The sequence below is a fragment of the Bradyrhizobium sp. CCBAU 53351 genome (genome assembly GCF_015291745.1).
Lineage (GTDB): Bacteria > Pseudomonadota > Alphaproteobacteria > Rhizobiales > Xanthobacteraceae > Bradyrhizobium.
The window spans coordinates 4617273-4637758 of sequence record NZ_CP030059.1; the positions used below are offsets into that span (position 1 = coordinate 4617273).

Sequence of the window (20486 nt, forward strand, 5' to 3'; positions counted from 1 at the left end):
CGATCATGGCCGAGGTCAACCTGCTCCAGCCGATGCACGCCTCGACCAGGCGGAACTACGTTCAGCGCGTGGTCGAGCACGACAAGGCGGAATCCGCCGCCGTGGCACGGCAATGGGGCCGCGACTATTGGGACGGCGATCGGCGCTACGGCTATGGCGGCTATCGCTATGACGGACGCTGGCGCCCGCTGGCCCAGACCCTGATCGATCGCTACGGCATCAAGCCCGGCATGAGCGTGCTCGACGTCGGCTGCGGCAAGGGTTATTTGCTCTACGAGTTCACCCAGCTCGTCCCCGACCTCACCATTGCCGGCATCGACATCTCCGACTACGGCATCGCCAATGCCAAGGAGGAGGTCCGGCCGCTTCTACAGGTCGGCAGCGCCGTCGAGCTCCCCTACCCCGATCACAGCTTCGATCTCGTGGTGTCGCTCGGCGTGCTGCACAACCTTCCGCTCGAGGACGTGTTCCGCGCGGTGCCCGAGATCGAACGCGTCGGACGCGGCACCTCGAAATATCTGATGGTGGAATCCTTCCGCAACGAGCGTGAGAAGGCCAATCTGCTCTACTGGCAGCTCACCTGCCTGAGCTTCCACGGCCCGGAGACTTGGGCGTGGATCTATGACAAATGCGGCTATCGGGGCGACCATGGGTTCATCTTCTTCGAATGAGGCGACGGGCCGGCGCCGGCCGGCCTCGCTGCGCGCGCAAAATCCCGAAGTCTATTATTCGGACGACGCCATCGTCACGGCGGATGACGCCACGATCGCCGAGCTCAAACGCATCGCCGCCGGCAACCCGCGTCTGCGCAGCCGGCTATGCACGCACCCCGACCCCTCGTCCGGCCTGCACGAGATGCTGATCGTGCATCATCGCGAGGCCTATGTGCGGCCCCACAAGCATTTTGGCAAACCCGAATCGTTTCACGTGATCGAGGGCACCGCACAGGTCGTGATCTTCGAGAACGACGGCCGCATTCGCGACGTACTCGAGATGGCGCCCTACGGCCAGGGCAAGCGCTGCTACTACCGGATGCCTGAACAGGTCTTCCACTCAATCCTGATCACATCGGAATGGCTGGTGTTCCACGAAACCACCGCCGGGCCGTTCGATCCCTCCGGCACGGCATTTCCCGATTGGGCACCCGACGGCAGTGACGCTGCCGCGGTGCAGGACTACGTCACAAGGATTGGCGCCCTCACCGCGGAACAGCTGGCGAGGCAAGGTTGAGAGCCGTGACCGCTCCGCTGGTCCCGATCACCTTCACATGACGGCGAGCTCGACTGGTGGAACGGGCTGACGATGCGACCTGGGAAGAAGACAATCATTGTCCTGACCAAATTCATGGTCTCCGCCGGCATCATCGTTCTGGTCGTGCGCGACCTGGATCTTTCGTCGCTCGAGGCGGACCTTCTCGCTGTCAAATTGCACATGCTCGCGCTGGCGATGGCGCTGCTGTTCGCGCAGACGTTCGTCCTATGCAACCGCTGGATTCTGATCCTCCGCGCGATCGGCGTGTCTCTGGATTGGGTGGCCGGATGGCGCATCGTTCTTGCCAGCGCCTGGTTCAATCAGGTGTTGCCCTCCGGCGGCGAAGCGGTCCGCATATGGATGTTGCGGCGGCATAGAATAAAGTGGTCGCAGACGTTGAGCAGCATTGTCGCAGATCGGTTCATCGGACTTCTGACCCTCGGCTTCCTCATCTTGCTGGGAATGCCGCTCTTGATTTCGCGCATCCATGACACCGTCCTGCTGTCCGCCGTCGCAGCGATCGTCGCTGCCGCATATTTCGGCGCAATTGTCCTCATGACGTTGGGCAGGTTGCCGGGCCGCATGACTGCCGTTCTTCCCGTCCGAATCATGCAGTTTGCGGCGCTTCTCGAAGCGCCGCTACTTGCCAGAGCCGGACGCAAAGCCTTGTTCAGTTCGGCCATTGTTGTTCACCTTCTGACCGTTACGGCTTCTTATACGCTCGCGATTGGCGTGGACGCCGGGTTGTCCGCACTCGACGCATTCGTCCTCGTGCCGCTGGTCATCATGGCAGCTGCCGTTCCGCTCTCGATCGGAGGATGGGGCATTCGCGAGGGGGCGATGGTCGGTGCGCTCGGGCTCGTCGGCATCGCATCCGACAAGGCGCTCGCGATATCGATCTTGCTCGGGCTCTGCAATCTCGTCGTCGGCTTCATCGGGGGCGCGGTGTGGCTGCTTGCACCGGAGCGTGCGACTTACGGCGCCGAACCGGATGACACCGCAACATCGCTCCGCCAGCGGTAATTGCGCGAATCTGTGGGGGACGTGCACCGCACGGAACTGCCGCGGTAACCGGAGAAGCCGGATGCCATTGATCAAAGACGACCGTGCTGAGGCGCGGAGCTGTTCCGGCGCTGGTGGCGCGGGAGGACAGGGCAAGTTAGGAATTGTGGCGCAGGCGGCGCCATTATATAGGCTTGAACCAGTTTGAGTCTCGCCCGGGGGCCATGTCCCCCCTGTTCTTCCTGCAAAGAGCCAGACCATTGACCGACCATTGCCGCCTTTGCCATTCGACCAACCTGCGTCCGGTCATCGACCTCGGACTGATGCCGATTGCGCATCGGCTTCGGCATAGCCGAAACGAGCAGGACGAGCGCTTCCCGTTCGAGGTGTTGGCCTGCGGCGATTGCGGCCTGCCCCAGATCGTCAAACCGATCGATCCCGAGATTTTGTACCGCCAGTTCAACTACAATTTCAGCAGCTGGAAGCCGGAGCCGCATCAGGCTGACGAGCTCGACACCATCGCGAAATTCTCCAAGCATCAGTCCGTGTTCGAGATCGGCTGCAATGACGGCCTGTTCATGGACAAGCTGCGCGAACGCGGCACCAAGGTCATGGTCGGCGTCGAGCCCAATCCGGTGTCGGGCAAGATCGCCCGCGAGCGCGGCATCAAGGTCTATGCCGACATGCTCAGTCCGGAGATGGCCCACGACGCAGTCGCTCAGTCCGGAAAGTTCGACCTCGTCATATCGCGTCAGGTGCTGGAGCACATCGTCGATTTCGAGAACTTCTTCGACTGCGTCAAGATCGCGCTCAGCGACGACGGGCTGTTGTTCATCGACGTGCCCGATTTCGCCCCCGGCTCGGCGGCGGGAGACCTCTCCGTCCTCTGGGAGGAGCATGTCAGCTATTTCACCGAACCGACCCTGCTCGCACTGCTGGCGCGCCACGGCTTCGAGGCGGTGTCCGTGAAAAAATACAATTTCAGCGGCGGCAGCCTTGCGATCGCAGCCCGCCGTGCCGCGGGCACGGTGACGGTGCCGCCTGCGCCGTCCGGCGTCGGCGAGAAATTCGGCCAACGCGCGAGAGAGTATGGCGCACGTCTCCGCCCGGTTCTCGCCAAAGCCCGCGCCAACGGCGCGGAGGTCGCCATCTACGGCGCCGGCTGCCGTGCCTGCACTTTCACGAACGCGCACGAGCTGGCGGATCTCGTCGACCTCTCGGTCGACGATCAGAAGGAGCGTCAAGGGCTGTTCCTGCCCGGCACCGGCATTCCGATTCGCTCACCGGAGGATCTCGCCGGCAAGTCGGGGCCACTCGTCTGTCTTCTCGCCGTGAACGAGGAAAACGAAGCCAAGGTCAGCAAGCGGCTGCGCGAAAATGTGAAGCGTCCGCTGCAGATCGTTTCGATCTTCGCGCCCTCCGACATCTGGAGTGAGCTCGATCGTCTCGAGGCGGCGCTAAGGTCGTAGCATGGCTGAGGACAAGCTCTTCAACTATTACGAACGTCAGGACGTCTTGCCGACGTTCGGGAATTTCAAGTCCTCCACCGAGCTCGAAGCCTACGCGAGCCAGCGGCGCGAACTGTTCTCGGACAAGCTGGCGTTGCCGCCGCGGCTGTTCCGCAATGCCGAGGTGCTCGAGTTCGGCCCCGATTCCGGCGAGAATGCGCTGGTGTTTGCCGGCTGGGGCGCGAACATGACGCTCGCCGAGCCGAACCGGCATGCCCACCCCAAGATCGAGGCCTACTTCGCGCATTTCGGCCTGACCGAGCGTCTCCGCGAGCTCGCCCTGGCGGATGTCGAAGGCTTCCGCAGCGATCGCCGCTTCGACATCATCGATGCCGAAGGCTTCATCTACACCGTGCAGCCGAGCGAAAAATGGCTCGGCATCTTCCACCGCCTGCTCAATCCCGACGGTTACGCCGTCGTGTCCTATTACGAGCGCTACGGCGGCTTCTTCGAGCTCGCGCTCAAGGCGATCCATGCGGCCGGCAAGGCATTGACCGGTCGCCCCGCGCTGGAGACGGCGAAGATGCTGTTCGACGCGAAGTGGAACAGCATCCCGCACACCCGCAGCTTCGAATCCTGGCTGATGGACGTGCTGGAAAATCCGTTCGTCAGGTATCGCTACTTCCTCGACGCGGCCGCCCTGTGCGCGGCGGCGCATGAACAAGGTTTCGACATCCATTCGGCATGGCCCGCCTACCGCGACAGCCTGGACATCTACTGGCACAAGAAGGTCCTGTCCGGTGACGAGAAGCTGCATCGCGCGAGGCGCCATCTCGACCGCAGCCGCCTGAGTTTCCTCGGCGGGCGAAAGCTGTATCTGGTCGGCACGTCCGATGCCGTGCAGGCAATCTCCGCGTCGATCGAGGCGCTGGTGCTCGACGTCGATGGGATGATCGACGATCCCTTCGGCGAGAGCCTGCCGCGCGTGGTCGCGGGCCTCGCGTCCCTGCGCGAGACGATCCGCACCGCAGACGTACTCGCCGACGACGCTGCGGACATCGAAGCCATCACGGCAACGCTCGACAGTTTCCATCGCATCTTTGGCGCGATCGGGCGACGCGATGCGTCCGCGGTCACCGCCCTCACCCAGTCGGATCCGGCGTTCATCAACACATGGGGACAGCCGGCGCATTTTCTCGTCGTCCGGAAGCGTCTCGAGGGATCGTAGCCAGTGAAGCCAGGCATTGGCATCATCGGAACGGGCATGGTCGGCCAGATGTGCCACCTCGCCAATTTCGCTGCCAATCCCGCTTGCCGCGTCGTCGCGATCGCCGATCTTCGGCCGGACCTCGCTGCCGCCGCAGCGCAGAAGTTCGGCATCCCCAAGGTTTACGGCACGCACCGGGAGCTGCTCGCCGACAGCGCGGTGTCCGCCGTCGTCGTCGTGACCAAGCGTCGTGCCACGGGCCCGATCGTGCTGGAGGCGTTGAACAGCGGCCGGCACGTGCTGTCGGAGAAGCCGATGGCCTACACGACGGCCCAGGCCATTTCGCTGGTCGAAGCCGCGCGGCGGCAACACCTCGTCTACGGCATCGGCTACATGAAGCGTCACGATGCCGGTGTGGCACGGGCGCGGCAAGTGCTGGCACGCCTGCGTAGCGACCAGTCACTCGGACGCATCGTCCGGGCCACAGGCTGGTGCTTCGGCGGCGACACCGGCCGGTCGCAGGACAATTTCGTGATGACCGGCGAAGCGCGGCCGGACGGGCTCGAGCTCTGGCAGGATGGCCCCGACTGGATGCCGAGCACGATGCGTCCCGGCTACGACAATTTTCTGAACGTCTTCAGCCATGTCATCAATCTCTCGCGCGACCTGCTCGGATCGTCGCCGACGGTCGGCGAAAGCACGATCGAGACTTCGGGAGCCGCGCGCATCACGCTCGACTTCGACGGCATTGCCTGCGCGCTGGATCTCGTGAACGGCTCTGAAGGAGCCTGGCGCGAGGGACTGACGATCAATTTCGAGCGCGGCGCGGTGACCTTGGAGTTGCCCCCACCCTTTGCCGAGCAAGAGGCAGAGGTCATTATCGACCATGATGGTCAAAGCACGCGCTTGACGGGTGAAACGAGCTGGGCATTTCGGCGCCAGGCCGACGCCTTCGTTTCCGATGTCGCCGCGCTGAGCACACCGCTCGCTTCCGGCGAGGATTCGGTGATCGATATCGCGCTCGCGGAAACAGTCTGGAAGCGGCTGGCTAGCGGCTAGGCTCAGCACTCTTGCTTGCACCATCGAGCGGCAGGATGCCGGGGATCGGACCCACCTTGATCGTGACCTGCGCAAGTCGAGACAGGAACTCTGCAACATCGCAGCGCGCCAGCAACCGGCATGCATAGTACTTCCGCACCAAAGCCTGGTTTGGCGCGGCGCCAGGGCCCGGTTGGAACGAGATCGTCGCCTGCGGCCCCGACGGATCGAAATGATGGAATGCACTTCCTGGTGCCGTCCGCGCCTCCTCCATTTTCCGCAGGATGTCGGGCCGCTCGGCACGCAGTGCAAATCCGAAGAATGGCTGATTGCCCCAGGCAAGGCGCAGCATGCCGGTGACCTCGGCAAGGCCGAACAGCATGTGCCGGGACTTGGAGTCGAAAAAGCCGTCGTCGAGCGCATAAACCGTCGCCGCCGGCTGGACCCTGGCGGCAAGGTCGCGCGCCAGCGCCTCCTGCTTCAGCGCTCTCGCCTGCATGAAGAGGTAGCCGCTCCACAGCATGCTGATCGACGTGATCAGGCCCAATCCGAACAGGAGCGCGAACGCGGCGGTGGGACCGGTCAAACGTTCGAGCAGCCGCTTCAATGCAAGGAGCGTCAGCGCAAACGGCACACCGAACATCAGCAGATGACGGCTTTCGTAGAAATGAGTGGACAACGGCCGGAGGCCGGCGATCAGATAGGGAGACGACAACGCCAGGAACAGAACCACGGCGAGCACCAGCGGCAAGACGGTCGCTATTGCGGACGTGGCCCGCTTCGGGTCGGGACGCAGCAGCAGGACGATGGCGACGAGCACCGCCGCTGGAATGAAGAAGGCAGGGACCTCCGTCGCCACGCTGAACGCATGCTCCCCGACGTCCCAATAGCCGGCGGCGAAAAACGCACCCCATCCGCCTGCCATTTCGCCAAACGTCGGCAGATGGGCGTCATAGTGCTGGGTGTACACGCCGATCCGCTTGAACCAGATATTGAGCACGCCCCAATAGATCAGAGGAAGCACCGCCAATTCCGGATAGCGCAGGGCGCAGCGCCAGCAAGCGAGCCATGTGCGGCGCACGAAGCCGTCCGCCGCGCTCCCCTCCCGCCATATCGCGACGAACAGGCCGAGCACAACGAAGGCATAGAGCACGATCGTCGAGTTGAGTGCGAAGCTCAGCAGGAACACGAGCGCACAGGCCACGCGAAGCAGCACCCGCCGCAGGCCGTGAGCGCCGAAGGCCAGCGTCAACAGCCATGCACCGATGAACAGCAGCCCGAAGCTGAAGACATAGACCGCGTTCGCCTTGCCCGCCCAAAGCTGATAGCCGGGATAAGTCCAGACGATCAGCGCGAAACCGACCGCCTCGGCGCGGTCGAGCAGGCCGAGGCGCGTCGCGGTCAGTGCGAGCGATATGGCGCCAAACACAATTCCGGCGAGCGCCAGCGATACCATCACGACAACCGGGGCGCCCGTCCAGTTCGCGAACGTGTCGTAGCTGTAGAAGATCGGGTGACCGGCGCCATTCAGCAGGAAGTCGATGTCGATGAAATAGTCCGGACGGGGCTTGAGCACCAGCCAGTCGTCCATGAAGAGACCGTCGTTCAGGAGCATCGGCGCATGCGCAGCCAGCAACACGATGAGGAGGACGACGATCGCACGCAGCAATGGGGACATCTCGGACGGAGGAAGGGCGCGGGCTTAGGATTCGCACGGCCAACTGACGTCCGCAAGGGCGGGATGACGGGCTCCCTTGACCGAAAAAATACGACCTCCTATAGACTTTTGCTGTGGCTAGGCCTGAGAGGCATCCGGGACGATGAACATGCTACCGGGCCCGGCGCAAGCCGCAGCGATTGGTCTCAGTGTCGCGTTGCCGTTGCTGTTGCTGTGCTACGCGCGCATTGCCGCCACCGGCGGATCCGGCCGCCGCTTCCGGCTCGGCTGCCTCAGCGTCATGGTCCTCTACGCAATCGCCTGCATCGCGCTCCCCGGCGAGCGCCATCTCGCCGACATGCTCGGCGGCCTGTTTCTGTTGGCGACGGCGATGATGCTTTGGTACATCCTGTTCAGCCTGCTGGCCTGGGGCTTTACGCTGACGCTGCTCACCGCGCTCGTCCAGGCCGGGCATCCCCTCACTCTGGAGCAATGGGCCGTCGCCTACATGCAGGGCGGAGATCTCGGCACCTTCACGCACAACCGCCTGAAATTGCTGGTCCGCGCGGGGATGGTGATCACGGCAGACAGCAAGCTGGCTCCGACGGCCAAGGGGTTGGCTGTCGCGCGTCTCGTCAAACTCGTTCGTCTGTCGACCGGGCTTGGGTGAGCGGCTGTGATGTCCTTCGCTATCGGCCTCGCCGCCGCCGTCGCCTTCGCCCTGCTGGCGCCTGTCCTGCAACTCATGGCCCGCGCTCGCGGATGGACGATTGGACCCGTGGTCCTGCTCGCGATCGCTGCGATCGTCACCCATGGTCTCGGCGTGACGCTCGGAATTTTCGTCGTTGCGCAATTTCAGTATTGGGACGCCGCGTCGATTTTCGGGTTTTGCGTCATGGCGTACGTCTTCGCTTTTGGCGCAGTGTACAAGTCGGTTTCCTTGGACATTCTCCTCGGCGTCGTCGACCGGCCCGAGCGGCGAGCTCCGCTTTCGGAGATCGTTGAACAGCAGGTTCCAGATCTGTTCCAGGGACGAATTCGGAACCTGGTCGATGGCGGCTTGGTCGAGCGCACCGGTTCACACTTCGCGGCGACGACAGCGGGCCGGACGATGGCGCGCCGCGTCGGGCAGCTGCGCCGGGCCTTCGGCATTGGCGACACCAGCCTCTATGATTTTCCCGACTAGTTGCGCGGAACACACAGATATCCCCGGTTTCGTGCCGGTTGTGCGGATCCGATCTGCGGACGCCTTGTTGTTCGCTCGGCCCGGATGACCTACAGTTGCACCAGGGTTCCACCAGTCAGGAGTGGCCGGCAACGGGCGGCATAGGATGACACCTTCCAGGGCAGCGAAGAGGCTTACGATCGTCATCCCTGCTCTGAACGAGCAGGACAAGATCGCCGACACCATTGGCGGGGTGCTGCCGCTTGCCCGCGAGCTGCTCGACGACTTCGAAATTTTCCTGATCGACGACGGCAGCACCGATGCCACCGGCGCGATCATGGACGAGTTCGCGGCCGGCGAACCGCGCATCATCGTGCAACACAACGCCGAGCGGCGCGGCGTCGGAGCCGGCTTCGAATACGCGCTCTCGCGCGCGAAATTCGATGCCATCACGCTCATTCCCGGCGATCATGCCTTCCAGAACGAAGGCGTTGCCCGCATGTTCAAGGCGGCGGGCGCCGCCGACCTCGTCATCACCTATCGCGACAACCAGTCGGACCGCTCCGTCAACCGCTCGCTGCAGTCGCATTCGCTGCGGTTCATCCTGAATTACCTGTTCGGCTTCTGGCTGTCCGACTACCACAGCATGATCGTCTACCCCGTGAAATGGCTGCGCCAGATCGCGGTGAAGGCCGACGGCTACGGTTATCAGATCTGTGCGTTGGTCTCGCTGCTCCAGCTCGGCCTCACCTACGTGCAGGTGCCTGTCAGCCTGAACGCGGAGCTGAAGGGGTCATCCCGTGCCCTGCGGCTGCGCACCTATTTCGAGCTCGGCGGCACCATCGTCTCGCTGCTGCGCCGCGTTCCCATCCGGAACGTCGATCTCAGCCAGGTTTCCAGCGACGCAGAGCGTGTTCAGGCGCGCTAGGCAAGGCCTCTTGGGGCTTGGCACTGGACAGCGGGCGTCGCAGGCCGGCGCATGGCGATTCGCCTCAGGGACGTCCCTATCCCCCCAGCACTGATCTAAGTCGTTGATTTAGCTGGCAGGAGTGGCAGGGCTCGAACCTGCGACCCCCGGTTTTGGAGACCGGTGCTCTACCAATTGAGCTACACTCCTACAGACCCTGCGTCGCCGCTTCGGATCAGGCCGCTTTCAAGCACAGGGGGCGGCCGGATTGCAAGGGTGAACCGCGCCGGCTTCGCTTGTTTGTGCTGGGGTTTCTGGGCCACAGTCGCTTTCCGACAATGAAAAACAATTGGGAGCGCCCATGACCGCCACAGCGACCGCTTCAGCCGGCCCACAGGCCTCGATCGGGCCCCACACCCCGCCCCTGCCGGAGGGCCGCCCGGAGACGCTCGGGCTGTCGAGGCCGCGCCTGCAGGCCATGTCGGACGCCTTTAAGCGCGAGATCGACAAGGGAACCGTTCCCGGGGTCACCGTGCTGGTGGCGCGTCGCGGCCAGGTCGGCTGGTTCGAGGCGCTCGGCCGGCAGAGCCCGGCGGCGGCAGTCTCGATGGCCCGTGATTCGATCTTCCGGATCTTCTCGATGACCAAGCCGATCGTGTCGGTCGCAATCATGGCGCTGGTCGAGGACGGCCACCTGCTGCTCGGCGATCCCGTCGCAAAGTTCATCCCGGAATTTGGCGGTCAGCAGGTCGGCATCGTCAAGGACGGCAAGCTGGAGCTGGTGCCGCCGGCGCGGCCGATGAGCGTGCAGGACCTGCTCCGCCACACCTCGGGCCTGACCTACGAGCACCAGGGCGACGGCCCCGTGCACAAGCTCTATCAGGAGTCCCGCGTCCGCAGCCGCAAGATCAGCAACGCCGAGCATGCCGCGCTGGTGGCGAGCTTCCCGCTGGTCTGCCAGCCCGGCGCGGAATTCAACTACAGCCGCTCCACCGACATCCTCGGTCGCATCATCGAAATCGTCAGCGGCAAGTCGCTCGGCGCATTCCTGAGCGAGCGCGTGCTTGCCCCGCTGCAGATGACCGAGACCGGCTTCTCGACCTCCGAGGCCAATGCGGGCCGGCTCGCCGGGCCGTTCGCAGCCGATCCCTGGACCGGCGACAAGGTCGCGCTGTTCAACATGCTCGAGCAGCCGGTGATGGAGTCCGGCGGCGGCGGCCTGGTCTCGACCACGATGGACTATGCCCGCTTCTGCCTGATGCTGCGCAACGGCGGCACGCTCGACGGTGTCAGGATCATCGGCCGCAAGACGCTGGAGCTGATGGCGTCTGATCACCTCGGGCCGCACGTTCAGACTAACGGCACCCTGCTCTCGCCCGGCCACGGTTTTGGTCTCGGCTTCGCCGTGCGCCGCGAGGCCGGCATCGCGCCCTTCCCCGGTAGCGTCGGCAACTATTTCTGGAGCGGCATCGCCGGCACCTTCTTCTGGATCGACCCGAAGGAGGATTTGTTCGCGGTGTTCATGAGCCAGGCGCCGGGCCAGCGCGACTACACGCGGACGCTGGTGAGGGATCTGGTCTACGCGGCGGTGGAGTGAGACTCTACGCTTACGCGCAACGCTGCATCTCCACGCTCACTGTCATGCCCCCGGCTTGACCGGGGCATCCAGTACGCCGCGGCGGATGTTCGTTCACACAATTACGGCCGCGGAGTACTGGATCGCCCGCCTTCGCGGGCGATGACACCGATGTTGGAGCGACGTCGTCGCCCTCTCCCGCTTTAAGACTCTCAGCTGATCGTCGCGCCGCCGTCGATCACCATGGTCTGGCCGGTCATGAAGTCGCCGGCCTTCGATCCCAGGAAAACCGCCGCGCCCGCGATCTCGTCGGGGATGCCGATGCGCAGCAGCGGCGAGCGCGCGGTCGAGGCTTTCAGGTTCTCCGGATTGTCCCACAGCGCCTTGGCAAAGTCGGTCTTGATCAGGCCGGGCGCGATGCAGTTCACGCGGATGTTGTGCTTGCCGTATTCGCAGGCGAGGTTGCGCGCAAGCTGCATGTCGGCGGCTTTCGAGATCGCGTAGGCGCCGAGGATGGTCGAGCCTTTCAATCCGCCGATCGAGGAGACGATGATGACGGAGCCGTCCTTGCGCTCGATCATCTGCGGCACCACCATCGAGATCAGCCAGTTGTTGGCGACGATGTTGTTGTCGAGGATCTTCCTGAACTGATCGTCGGAGATGCCGGCGAGCGGACCGTAATACGGGTTCGAGGCGGCATTGCAGACCAGCACGTCGATCTTGCCGAAAGCGCGGTTGCTCTCATCGACGAGGTTTTGCAGATTCTCCTTCGACGAGATGTTGGCGGCAATCGCGACGGCAGTGCCCTTGCCGAACTTGTCGTTGATGCCCTTTGCCACCTGCTCGCAGACGTCGGCTTTGCGCGAGGAGATCACGACCTTGGCGCCGTGCTCGGCCATGCGTTCGGCAATGGCCAGCCCGATGCCGCGCGTCGATCCCGTGATAACGGCGACTTTCCCCTTCATGTCGAACAAGGTCATGTGTTCCTCCCAGATTGATGTTCTTGTCACATCGAGATTTCGGGTTCGATGCTTCGCATCGCCCCGGAATGACAGCTTGGCTTACGCCAGCTTCTTGACTTCCGGCCCCGCCGGCTGATGCATCGCCGCGTGCGCGTCATCGGCGATCCAGGGCTGCTGGTTCACCATCGGAAGCCGCCAGACCGTGCGCTCGGGACTTGCGAAATGATCGAGCCGGGTCACGGAGCAATTGTCGATGTCGAACGACAGTCCCCGCTCCGGCTGACCGTCGAGCGCGAGCCCCAGCGCCGCCTTGATGGTGCCGCCATGGGCGACCGCGATGATGTCCTGCCCGGCCGCCTCGTTGTTGATGCGTTCGACGGTGCGGCGCGTGCGGTTGTAGAGATCCATGAAGCTTTCGCCGCCGGGCGCGGGCTCGTTGATGTCCGCGAACCAGCTGGCGCCGACGGGACGGCTGGCGATGAACTCGACCCGGTTCATGCCCTGCCAGCGGCCGAGATTCTGTTCGGCAAGGTCCGCCTCCCATTTCATCGACGCAGGCCGCGGGAAGCCCGCCTCCCAGATCGCTTCGGCGGTCTGGTGCGTACGCTTCAGATTGCTCGAATACCACACCGCCTTGCGTGGCAGCACCTTGGCAACAGCGTTGAACACATAGGTGTCGCTGGTGTCGCAGGCGATGTCGCTCTGTCCGTAGATGTTGCCGCCGTCATTGCGCACCGGCGCGTGGCGGACCCACCACCATCGCGTGACGACCACATTGGGCTTGTCTGCATCCGCCATCGAAACCCTTCCATCCCGTTTGATGTCGCTGTACGTCAGGTGTGAACGTGTCTCAAGACACTTTACCGTTTGAAATCTTGTTTGAAATTCCGTCGCGCGGCAAGCGTCGCGCGAGGCACCACAGGGAGAAGCGCATGGGCCGCCTGCAAGGCAAATCCGTCATCATCACCGGCGCCGGCAGCGGCATCGGTCGTGCCGCCGCACTGCTGTTCACCCGGGAGGGCGCCAAGCTCATCGCGGTCGATCGCAGCGAGGCGGTGAAGGAGACCGTCGACGAGATCAAGAAGGCCGGCGGCGTCGCGGAAGCCATGATCGCCGACGCGGGTTCCGAGACTGACGTCATCGCCGTCATCGACAAGGCGGTGAAGGCCCACGGCCGGCTCGACGTGATCTGGGCCAATGCCGGCGTCTCCGGCGGGCTCATCCCACTCGGCGAGCAGACCGTGGAGCATTGGCAGGAGGTGTTGCGCGTCAATCTGATCGGGCCGTTCCTCGCCGTGAAGCATGCGATGCCGCACATGGTGAAGCAGAAGTCCGGCGCGATCGTGCTGACCGCATCCGTCGCGGGCCTCAAGGCCGGCGCCAGCGGACATCCGTATGCGGCGAGCAAGGCGGGCGTGATCAGCCTGGTGCAGACCACGGCGTATTCGCTCACCGGCACCGGCGTGCGCATCAACGCGGTGTGCCCGGGCCTGATCGAGACCGGCATGACCAAGCCGATCTTCGACCGCGCCAAGGAGCGCGGCACGCAGGGCAAGATCGGCCAGCTCAACCCGCTTCAGCGCCCCGGCCAACCGCACGAACTCGCGGCGATGGGCTTGTTTTTGGCGAGCGATGAGGCGTCGTATGTCAACGGTCAGGCATTCCCGGTGGACGGCGGGCTGACGGCGTCGATGCCGTATACGGGCAAGCCGGTTTGACCCTGCCGTGTCCCGGACGCGACGCAGCGCGCAAGCGTTGCGGCGCAGAGTCGGGACCCAGCAGGCTGCACGGCCCGCTGCCACCTGGGCCCCTGCTCTGCAGCGCATCGTCGAAGGGACGCTGCGCTGCGTCCGGGGCGCGAGAGCGGTGGTGAATGACTGACATGGGACGACTGACATGGGATCGCGTCCTCGCGGCGCATCTCGCCCGAGCTTTGCTTCGTTGCCTTGCCCTCGATCGAACAAGGGCGCAGGGAAGGCCGGGAGCCGGTTGGCTCCCGTGGACCGCCATGCCAAAAGCAGACTGCGTGTGCTGCTGCATAGCGGAGAACAGGGCAACCGGAGACATCCCGGCCTTCCCTGCGCAGTGGTTGGAACGGCTTATGTCGCGCTCTCCTCGGGAGCGTTGCACTATTGCCCCGTCGCCTTGCGGATGGCTGATGTGTGGCCCGGTCGGGCCGCACTTCACCACAAGACTTGACGCCAGACTGCGGGCGCCAGGACCACACGATTTTGCCGTACGCTGATCACACCGGTCGTGTGCGCGACGGCTCTGCTCACGGTTGCCCGCCCTGCAAGAGCCCTTCGCGCCGGTATCATCAGCGCCCACCGCCGCCCGGCCCGCGTTCGTGACGATCGCGATACGCCCCTTGTGCTTGGGCCGGGTTGCCGCGATGGATACGCCATTCCCGAATTTCGGTAAAGCGGAATATTTTTGCCAGCGCGGATTGACCGATGGCTCGGGTGTTTTGCCCGACGGGCAACGCAAGGGATTGTGGTTCTCCCTCGTCATTCCGGCGCGCGACGAAGGCGCGAGCCCGGAATCCATTTTCGCAGCGTGTGATGTGGGCCGATGAATTCCTGGCTCGATGCTGCGCATCGCCCCGGAATGACGGTGTGCGATGTTGATTTGCCCCGTCGGGCCTCACGTTGGTATGGTTCCTGCAGGCAACCTCAGCCTCCATCCTCTGAAGAAACGTGCCAATGCCAAGCTCAAGACCCGACCGTATTCGCAAACTCCTCGCCGATCTCGTCGGCTTCGACACCGTCAGTGACCGCACCAACTTGCCGCTGATCGCCCATATCGAGAACTACCTCGCCGCGTTCGGCGTCAAGAGCGAGCGCTTCGTCGACACGACCGGGCAAAAGGCCTCGCTGTGGGTCACGATCGGCCCCGACGGCCGCCCCGGCTTCGTGCTGTCGGGCCATACCGACGTCGTGCCCGTCGTAGGCCAGGACTGGAGCCACGATCCGTTCAGGCTGATCGAACGCGACGGCAAGCTCTATGGCCGCGGCACCACCGACATGAAAGGGTTTGTCGCGGTATGCCTTGCCATGGTGCCTGAGATGGTGGAGGCGAAGCTTGCAACGCCGATTCACCTCGCGATCTCCTATGACGAGGAGATCGGCTGTGTCGGCGTACGGCCGATGCTCGGCGAGGTCGCCAAGAAGAAGGTTCGGCCGCTCGGCGCCTTCATCGGCGAGCCGACCGAGATGAAGGTGATCATCGGCCACAAGGGCAAGCACGGCGTGCGCGCGACCTTTCGCGGGCTCGCCCGCCATTCGTCGATCGCGCCCGACGGCGTCAACGCGATCGAATATGCGGCCGAGCTGATCGTCGAGATCCGCCGCCGCGCCGTAGCGCTCGCGGCCGCGCGCGCAACGAACAGTCTCTACGACGTACCGCACTCGACGCTGCTCACCAGCATCGTGCATGGCGGCGCGGCGCTGAACATCGTGCCCGACACCTGCACGGTGGATTTCGAATGCCGCGGCATCGGCATCACCGAGTCACGCGAGGTCACCGATGCGATCGTCGCCTGGGCGAAAGCCGAGCTCGAGCCGGCGATGAAGGAGAGAAGCCCGGAGTGCGGCATCGACTTCGAGGAGATCCTCGATTATCCCGCGCTCGACACGGCGGCCGATGCCGCCATCGTCACGCTCGCCAAGAGCCTCGCCGGCCGCAACGACCACGCCAAGGTCGCCTTCGGCACCGAGGCGAGCCTGTTCGCCAGCATGGCCGACATCCCGTCGGTGGTGATCGGCCCCGGCGCGATCTCCCAGGCGCATACGCCAGACGAGTTCGTGGAGATGGCCGAATTGGAGAAGTGCGCGGGATTCGTGGAGAGGCTGATCGCGCATTGCGCGAAGGGGTAGTCGCAGTTCAGCAGCTGGCTGGGTCCCGGCTCTGCGCAGCAACGCTACGCGTTGCAGCGCGTCCGGGACACGAGAGGCGTGCGCCGAGAAAGAGCGCGGCCGCAGGCCGCGCCTTCAACTACACCGCGCCCGCCTTCTGCGCGTACTCCCACGATGCCTTCGACAGCGGCACGGTGCGCTTGGCGGATTCCAGCGCCTTGGCGTTGGCGGCGGTGCCGTCGCGGACGCGGCCGGCGATGCCTTGCGTGATGCCGGCGAGACGGAACAGATTGTAGGAGAAGTACCAGTTGAGATCCGGCACTGTCATCTTGGTGACATTGCAATAGATCTGCGCCGCCTCTTCCAGGCTCGGGATGTTGAGCGCCTTGAGATCGGCGCCCTCGAGGCCCGGCATGATCCACTGCATCAAGAGATAGGTGAAGTCGGCCATGGGATCGCCGAGCGTCGACAGCTCCCAGTCGAGGACGGCCTGCACGCGCGGTTCCGTTGCGTGGAAAATCATGTTGTCGAGGCGATAGTCGCCGTGCACGATCGAGACGCGCGCCTGTTCCGGTACGGTCTTCGGCAGCCATTCGGCGACCTTCTCGAACTCGGGAATGTGCTGGGTCTCGGATGCGCGATACTGCTTGGTCCAGCGGTCGATCTGGCGCGCGAAATAATTGCCGGGCTTGCCGAACTCGCCGAGGCCGATCGTAACAGGGTCGTACATGTGGAGCTTCGCCAGCGTCTCGATCTTGCTGGTGAAGATCTTGCGGCGCGACTCGGCATCCTGGCTCGGCAGCGTCGGGTCCCAGAACACCCGCCCCTCCTCCATCGACATGATGTAGAAGGCAGCGCCAATGACGCCATCGTCCTGGCAGAGCGCATAGGCGCGCGCGACCGGAAAGCCCTGTTTTCCAAGGGCCGCAATGACGCGGTATTCGCGGTCGACCGCGTGCGCCGACGGCAGCAATTTGCCGAACGGCTTTCTGCGCATCACGTAGGAACGGTTCGGCGTGTTCAGCCGATAGGTCGGATTGGACTGGCCGCCCTTGAATTGCAGCACGACCAGCGGCCCCTCAAAACCTTCGACGTGCTCGCGCATCCAGGCTTCGAGGCGCAGCTCGTCGAAACGATGCCGCTCCTCGACCGGCTTGGTGCCCGAAAACTCTTCGTCTTTCCTGACGCCGTCGGCCATGACGCTCCCTCTTCAGTCCTGACCTTTTTCAGGTCGAGCATGATCCTAATCGGTAACCGCTGACGCACTTGCGTCAAGCGGTCATTGCGAATGGGACCATGCCCTGTCGTTTCTTCAAGTCGGGAGCGCCGCCTGGCGCTCCCTCTTAATCAATGACTGGGAGAGTTGGCATACTTCCGAACCTCAAGCCTGGCAATGGCGCGATTGTGCACCTCGTCCGGACCGTCGGCGAGACGGAGCGTGCGGATGTGGGCGTAGTCCTTGGCAAGACCCGCCTCGTCCGACACCCCGGCGCCGCCGAAGGCCTGGATCGCCTCGTCGATGATCTTGAGCGCCATGTTGGGGGCTGCGACCTTGATCATCGCGATCTCGGCCTGCGCGGTCTTGTTGCCGACCTTGTCCATCATGTCGGCGGCCTTGAGGCACAGAAGACGCGTCATCTCAATGTTGGTGCGGGCTTCGCCGATGCGCTGCTCCCATACCGAGTGCTCGACGATCTTCTTGCCGAAGGCGGTGCGCGAGGTGAGCCGCTTCACCATCTTCTCCAGCGCCTCCTCGGCCTTGCCGATGGTGCGCATGCAGTGATGGATACGGCCCGGGCCGAGGCGGCCCTGCGCGATCTCGAAGCCGCGGCCTTCGCCGAGCAGGATGTTCTCCTTCGGGACCCGGACGTTGTCGAGCAGCACCTGGGCGTGGCCGTGCGGGGCGTCGTCGAAGCCGAACACGGGGAGCATCTTCTCGACCTTGATGCCTGGCGTGTCGAGCGGAACCAGGATCTGCGACTGCTGCTGGTGCTTGGCCGCCTTGAAATCGGTCTTGCCCATCAGGATCGCGATCTTGCAACGGGGGTCGCCGACGCCGGACGACCACCATTTGCGGCCGTTGATGACGTAATGGTCACCGTCCTTCTCGATACGCGTCTCGATGTTGGTGGCGTCGGACGAGGCGACCGCCGGTTCCGTCATCAGGAAGGCCGAGCGGATCTCGCCGTCCATCAGCGGGCGCAGCCATTTGCGCTTCTGCTCCTTGGTGCCGTAGCGGATGAACACTTCCATGTTGCCGGTGTCGGGCGCGGAACAGTTGAACACTTCCGAGGCCCAGGTGATGCGGCCCATCTCTTCCGACAGCAGCGCGTATTCCAGATTGGTCAGTCCCGCGCCGCGGAATTCGTCGTCCTCATGCTCGCTCGGCGGCATGAACATGTTCCAGAGGCCTTCGGCCTTCGCCTTCTTCTTGAGGTCCTCCAGGATCGGAATCACCTTCCAGCGCTCGCCGGCGTGATCCTGCTGGTCGTAGATCGGCACCGCCGGGCGCACGTGCTTGGCCATGAAGGACCGCACGCGGTCGAGCCATTCCTTCTGCTTGGGGGACAGATCGAAATCCATGGGACGCTCCTCGTCTCTCTTTTGCAAACCTGTTTTGTGCCGGACTGTCCTCCCGCATTGCGCAGCCCGCAAGCGAGACTTCGCGCGCCTTGCGAGGCTTTCCGAGCCGGCCGCGAATTGCGAACGAGTCTCGAATGCGGATTGACATCTCCGACCTTCAAACGATAGTTTCATACAACTGTTTGAATTGCAACTCCCTCGCCCACGACGTCATTCCAGGGCCGCCCGCAGGGCTCAACCCGGAATCTCGAAATGTGGCGCGAGATTCCGGCTCGGCGCTTCGCGTCGTCCCCGGAATGACGGGAAAAGAGCCATGGCCAGCGATCATACGAGGTCTGCCATTCTGACCGCCGCCGAACGGCTCTATGCCGATCGCGGCTTCAGCGACGTGACGCTACGCGACATCGTCGCCGAGGCGGGCGTGAACCTCGCCGCAGTCAACTATCATTTCGGCTCGAAGGACGAGCTGATCGCGGAATTATTCGTCACGCGCTCGATCGCCACCAACCGGGAGCGCCTGCGCGAATTGAAGGCGGCGGAAGAGCAAGGCGGCGGCCGCGCGCCGATCGAGGTGATCCTGCGCGCCCTCGTCGGGCCGACGCTGCGCGGCTGCCTCGGGCCTGAGAACCAGCGCTCGACCGCGGCGCGCTTCATGATCCGCGCCTCGATCGAATCCGTGCCGCCGATCCGCCGCATCAAGAACCGCGAGATCGACCATTTGCGGAAATTCGCAGGCGCCATGCGCCGCGCCCTGCCCGACCGCAGCGACGTCGACATCTACTGGGGCCTCAACTTCGCGCTCGCGATGGCGCACCACACCATCCGCGAGAGCGAGCGGCTGACAAAACTGTCGGAAGGAAAATGCGACCTCGACGACGTCGAGGATGTCGTCGCGCGCGTGGTCAGCGTGGCAACAACGGCGCTGACGGCGGGCAAGGCGGAGACGAAGCCGGCGGCGAAGGTCGCGGCGCGCTGACCTTACATCATCGCGATGCAGTCGATCTCGACGTCGAACGGGCCGAACCATTCCGGCGTGCAGACGAAGATCCGCGCCGGCGGATCATCAGGGAAATAGCGGGCATAGACCGCGTTGAACGCGGCGAAGTGTCTGGTCGAGGTGCAGTAGACGTTGCACTTCATGACGTTGTCGAGCGAGGCACCGGCCGCCGCGAGGCACAGCTTCATCTGCTCCATGATGATCTCGCTCTGCCGCTCGATGGCCATCCCGCCGATCTCGCCTGTCTCGGGGTCGAACGGCGGCAGGCCGGCGACGAAGATCATGTTTCCGGCGCGCGTCACCGGCGAGGTCGGCGCTTTCACGCGATCGAGAAAGGTCGAGATCGGCTCGACACGGAGCGCTTCGCGTTTCATGGCCGGCCACCTTCGATTCGAGCGAGAGTGACGGCTGACTACACTATTCGTCAGCCGACATGCTTCGCTTCCGATCGAAGTGTGGTGGAGCGGCGGTGTCAGGCCCGCTGCGGCATCTCCTCGGCCTCTTCCTTGGCGAGCAGCAGCAGCATCTCGATACCCATCTCGCCTTCCTGCGGCGAGCGGATGAACTTGATCTCGTCGGCACTCTGCCGCAGCGCGGCGACGATGGCGACGGCCTGATTGGCGGTGGCCGCCTCGGTCGCTAGAATGGACTTCTGGTTCTTCGCCTGGAACCCGATCGTGTAGGACATTCTATTCCCTCCCCGAACTCAAGTGGAGAGATCGAATCAGAGTCGCGCGCAAAGCGGAAGCCTGTGCGACTACGGACCGGACTTATCTGGGGATGGCCCGCAAGCCTCAGGCAAGGCCGAGCGTCGCTCCCCTTTTCGCGTTACGGGAGAA

Annotated in this window: 21 protein-coding genes and 1 tRNA gene; 14 read left to right on the top strand and 8 right to left on the bottom strand. The window is 64.0% G+C overall.

The genetic code is table 11. The features are described 5' to 3' along the window. The first annotated feature begins 5 nt into the window (after nucleotides 1-5). From XH83_RS21860 to XH83_RS21885, 6 genes are all read left to right on the top strand, one after another. Nucleotides 6-671, top strand: a complete 666-nt coding sequence (locus tag XH83_RS21860) for a class I SAM-dependent methyltransferase (protein ID WP_194402812.1) — start codon at nucleotides 6-8, stop codon at nucleotides 669-671. Continuing rightward, nucleotides 649-1230: a WbuC family cupin fold metalloprotein gene (locus tag XH83_RS21865; RefSeq protein WP_194402813.1), complete on the top strand. Its 582-nt coding sequence runs from the start codon at nucleotides 649-651 to the stop codon at nucleotides 1228-1230. The genes XH83_RS21860 and XH83_RS21865 overlap by 23 nt, the downstream gene beginning before the upstream one ends. Before the next feature lie 114 nt (nucleotides 1231-1344). Beyond that, complete coding sequence (locus tag XH83_RS21870; RefSeq protein WP_246776290.1) at nucleotides 1345-2274, top strand: lysylphosphatidylglycerol synthase transmembrane domain-containing protein; 930 nt, start codon at nucleotides 1345-1347, stop codon at nucleotides 2272-2274. A 239-nt stretch (nucleotides 2275-2513) separates the two neighbouring features. After that, nucleotides 2514-3722 (top strand): class I SAM-dependent methyltransferase, encoded by a 1209-nt coding sequence (locus XH83_RS21875; RefSeq protein WP_194402815.1) that lies wholly within the window; start codon nucleotides 2514-2516, stop codon nucleotides 3720-3722. 1 nt (nucleotide 3723) lies between these two features. After that, a complete protein-coding gene (locus XH83_RS21880; protein ID WP_194402816.1) occupies nucleotides 3724-4929 on the top strand; it encodes a class I SAM-dependent methyltransferase in 1206 nt (401 codons plus the stop codon). A 3-nt stretch (nucleotides 4930-4932) separates the two neighbouring features. Further along, nucleotides 4933-5967 (top strand): Gfo/Idh/MocA family protein, encoded by a 1035-nt coding sequence (locus XH83_RS21885; protein WP_194402817.1) that lies wholly within the window; start codon nucleotides 4933-4935, stop codon nucleotides 5965-5967. Here the strand turns inward: XH83_RS21885 and XH83_RS21890 are convergent. Beyond that, nucleotides 5957-7624, bottom strand: coding sequence for a hypothetical protein (locus XH83_RS21890; RefSeq protein WP_194402818.1), 1668 nt, complete (start codon nucleotides 7622-7624; stop codon nucleotides 5957-5959). The two genes, XH83_RS21885 and XH83_RS21890, sit on opposite strands and share 11 nt — an antisense overlap. Before the next feature lie 142 nt (nucleotides 7625-7766). On the opposite strand from XH83_RS21890, the gene XH83_RS21895 reads away from it, so the two are divergent. From XH83_RS21895 to XH83_RS21905, 3 genes are all read left to right on the top strand, one after another. After that, nucleotides 7767-8273 (top strand): hypothetical protein, encoded by a 507-nt coding sequence (locus XH83_RS21895; RefSeq protein WP_194402819.1) that lies wholly within the window; start codon nucleotides 7767-7769, stop codon nucleotides 8271-8273. A 9-nt stretch (nucleotides 8274-8282) separates the two neighbouring features. Then, nucleotides 8283-8789, top strand: coding sequence for a hypothetical protein (locus XH83_RS21900; RefSeq protein ID WP_194402820.1), 507 nt, complete (start codon nucleotides 8283-8285; stop codon nucleotides 8787-8789). Between the two features lie 145 nt (nucleotides 8790-8934). Beyond that, nucleotides 8935-9696, top strand: coding sequence for a glycosyltransferase family 2 protein (locus XH83_RS21905; protein WP_194402821.1), 762 nt, complete (start codon nucleotides 8935-8937; stop codon nucleotides 9694-9696). Nucleotides 9697-9809: 113 nt separating this feature from the next. Here the strand turns inward: XH83_RS21905 and XH83_RS21910 are convergent. Then, nucleotides 9810-9885, bottom strand: a tRNA-Trp gene (locus XH83_RS21910). A gap of 151 nt (nucleotides 9886-10036) precedes the next feature. Between XH83_RS21910 and XH83_RS21915 the strand changes: the two genes are divergently transcribed. After that, nucleotides 10037-11272, top strand: a complete 1236-nt coding sequence (locus tag XH83_RS21915; protein ID WP_194402822.1) for a serine hydrolase — start codon at nucleotides 10037-10039, stop codon at nucleotides 11270-11272. Nucleotides 11273-11463: 191 nt separating this feature from the next. Here the strand turns inward: XH83_RS21915 and XH83_RS21920 are convergent, their stop codons facing one another. Beyond that, a complete protein-coding gene (locus XH83_RS21920) occupies nucleotides 11464-12231 on the bottom strand; it encodes an SDR family NAD(P)-dependent oxidoreductase (protein ID WP_097658708.1) in 768 nt (255 codons plus the stop codon). Between the two features lie 81 nt (nucleotides 12232-12312). Continuing rightward, the gene (locus tag XH83_RS21925; RefSeq protein WP_194402823.1) at nucleotides 12313-13011 is read right to left on the bottom strand and encodes a histidine phosphatase family protein; all 699 of its coding nucleotides are present in this window, start codon (nucleotides 13009-13011) and stop codon (nucleotides 12313-12315) included. 134 nt (nucleotides 13012-13145) lie between these two features. Between XH83_RS21925 and XH83_RS21930 the strand changes: the two genes are divergently transcribed. The 3 genes from XH83_RS21930 (at nucleotide 13146) to argE (ending at nucleotide 16088) form a co-directional block, all read left to right on the top strand. Next, entirely contained in the window at nucleotides 13146-13931 is a 786-nt protein-coding gene (locus XH83_RS21930) for an SDR family NAD(P)-dependent oxidoreductase (RefSeq protein WP_194402824.1), read from the top strand. Nucleotides 13932-14605: 674 nt separating this feature from the next. Continuing rightward, nucleotides 14606-14788 carry a hypothetical protein gene (locus tag XH83_RS21935; RefSeq protein ID WP_194402825.1) on the top strand — a complete coding sequence of 61 codons (183 nt, stop codon included), beginning with the start codon at nucleotides 14606-14608 and terminating at the stop codon, nucleotides 14786-14788. Between the two features lie 127 nt (nucleotides 14789-14915). Further along, nucleotides 14916-16088, top strand: a complete 1173-nt coding sequence (gene argE / locus XH83_RS21940) for an acetylornithine deacetylase (RefSeq protein ID WP_194402826.1) — start codon at nucleotides 14916-14918, stop codon at nucleotides 16086-16088. Between the two features lie 118 nt (nucleotides 16089-16206). Here argE and XH83_RS21945 read toward each other — a convergent pair whose 3' ends face one another. Both XH83_RS21945 and XH83_RS21950 read right to left on the bottom strand, forming a co-directional pair. Continuing rightward, entirely contained in the window at nucleotides 16207-17265 is a 1059-nt protein-coding gene (locus XH83_RS21945) for a phosphotransferase family protein (protein WP_194402827.1), read from the bottom strand. Between the two features lie 149 nt (nucleotides 17266-17414). Further along, nucleotides 17415-18650, bottom strand: a complete 1236-nt coding sequence (locus XH83_RS21950; protein ID WP_194402828.1) for an acyl-CoA dehydrogenase family protein — start codon at nucleotides 18648-18650, stop codon at nucleotides 17415-17417. Nucleotides 18651-18963: 313 nt separating this feature from the next. Here XH83_RS21950 and XH83_RS21955 point away from each other — a divergent pair, with 313 nt between their 5' ends. Next, the gene (locus tag XH83_RS21955) at nucleotides 18964-19626 is read left to right on the top strand and encodes a TetR/AcrR family transcriptional regulator (RefSeq protein ID WP_194402829.1); all 663 of its coding nucleotides are present in this window, start codon (nucleotides 18964-18966) and stop codon (nucleotides 19624-19626) included. 2 nt (nucleotides 19627-19628) lie between these two features. Here XH83_RS21955 and XH83_RS21960 read toward each other — a convergent pair whose 3' ends face one another. Both XH83_RS21960 and XH83_RS21965 read right to left on the bottom strand, forming a co-directional pair. Next, nucleotides 19629-20021: a RidA family protein gene (locus XH83_RS21960; RefSeq protein ID WP_194402830.1), complete on the bottom strand. Its 393-nt coding sequence runs from the start codon at nucleotides 20019-20021 to the stop codon at nucleotides 19629-19631. 98 nt (nucleotides 20022-20119) lie between these two features. After that, nucleotides 20120-20335, bottom strand: coding sequence for a hypothetical protein (locus tag XH83_RS21965; protein WP_194402831.1), 216 nt, complete (start codon nucleotides 20333-20335; stop codon nucleotides 20120-20122). Nucleotides 20336-20486: the final 151 nt, after the last annotated feature.

Excerpts from the sequence above, each read along its gene's own strand:
- XH83_RS21860 (WP_194402812.1), top strand. The coding sequence starts at position 6 with ATGGCCGAGGTCAACCTGCTCCAGCCGATGCACGCCTCGACCAGGCGG.
- XH83_RS21865 (WP_194402813.1), top strand. The coding sequence starts at position 649 with ATGGGTTCATCTTCTTCGAATGAGGCGACGGGCCGGCGCCGGCCGGCC.
- XH83_RS21870 (WP_246776290.1), top strand. The coding sequence starts at position 1,345 with ATGGTCTCCGCCGGCATCATCGTTCTGGTCGTGCGCGACCTGGATCTT.
- XH83_RS21880 (WP_194402816.1), top strand. The coding sequence starts at position 3,724 with ATGGCTGAGGACAAGCTCTTCAACTATTACGAACGTCAGGACGTCTTG.
- XH83_RS21890 (WP_194402818.1), bottom strand. The coding sequence starts at position 7,624 with ATGTCCCCATTGCTGCGTGCGATCGTCGTCCTCCTCATCGTGTTGCTG.
- XH83_RS21895 (WP_194402819.1), top strand. The coding sequence starts at position 7,767 with ATGAACATGCTACCGGGCCCGGCGCAAGCCGCAGCGATTGGTCTCAGT.
- XH83_RS21900 (WP_194402820.1), top strand. The coding sequence starts at position 8,283 with ATGTCCTTCGCTATCGGCCTCGCCGCCGCCGTCGCCTTCGCCCTGCTG.
- XH83_RS21905 (WP_194402821.1), top strand. The coding sequence starts at position 8,935 with ATGACACCTTCCAGGGCAGCGAAGAGGCTTACGATCGTCATCCCTGCT.
- XH83_RS21915 (WP_194402822.1), top strand. The coding sequence starts at position 10,037 with ATGACCGCCACAGCGACCGCTTCAGCCGGCCCACAGGCCTCGATCGGG.
- XH83_RS21920 (WP_097658708.1), bottom strand. The coding sequence starts at position 12,231 with ATGACCTTGTTCGACATGAAGGGGAAAGTCGCCGTTATCACGGGATCG.
- XH83_RS21925 (WP_194402823.1), bottom strand. The coding sequence starts at position 13,011 with ATGGCGGATGCAGACAAGCCCAATGTGGTCGTCACGCGATGGTGGTGG.
- XH83_RS21930 (WP_194402824.1), top strand. The coding sequence starts at position 13,146 with ATGGGCCGCCTGCAAGGCAAATCCGTCATCATCACCGGCGCCGGCAGC.
- XH83_RS21935 (WP_194402825.1), top strand. The coding sequence starts at position 14,606 with ATGGATACGCCATTCCCGAATTTCGGTAAAGCGGAATATTTTTGCCAG.
- argE (WP_194402826.1), top strand. The coding sequence starts at position 14,916 with ATGCCAAGCTCAAGACCCGACCGTATTCGCAAACTCCTCGCCGATCTC.
- XH83_RS21945 (WP_194402827.1), bottom strand. The coding sequence starts at position 17,265 with ATGGCCGACGGCGTCAGGAAAGACGAAGAGTTTTCGGGCACCAAGCCG.
- XH83_RS21950 (WP_194402828.1), bottom strand. The coding sequence starts at position 18,650 with ATGGATTTCGATCTGTCCCCCAAGCAGAAGGAATGGCTCGACCGCGTG.
- XH83_RS21955 (WP_194402829.1), top strand. The coding sequence starts at position 18,964 with ATGGCCAGCGATCATACGAGGTCTGCCATTCTGACCGCCGCCGAACGG.
- XH83_RS21960 (WP_194402830.1), bottom strand. The coding sequence starts at position 20,021 with ATGAAACGCGAAGCGCTCCGTGTCGAGCCGATCTCGACCTTTCTCGAT.
- XH83_RS21965 (WP_194402831.1), bottom strand. The coding sequence starts at position 20,335 with ATGTCCTACACGATCGGGTTCCAGGCGAAGAACCAGAAGTCCATTCTA.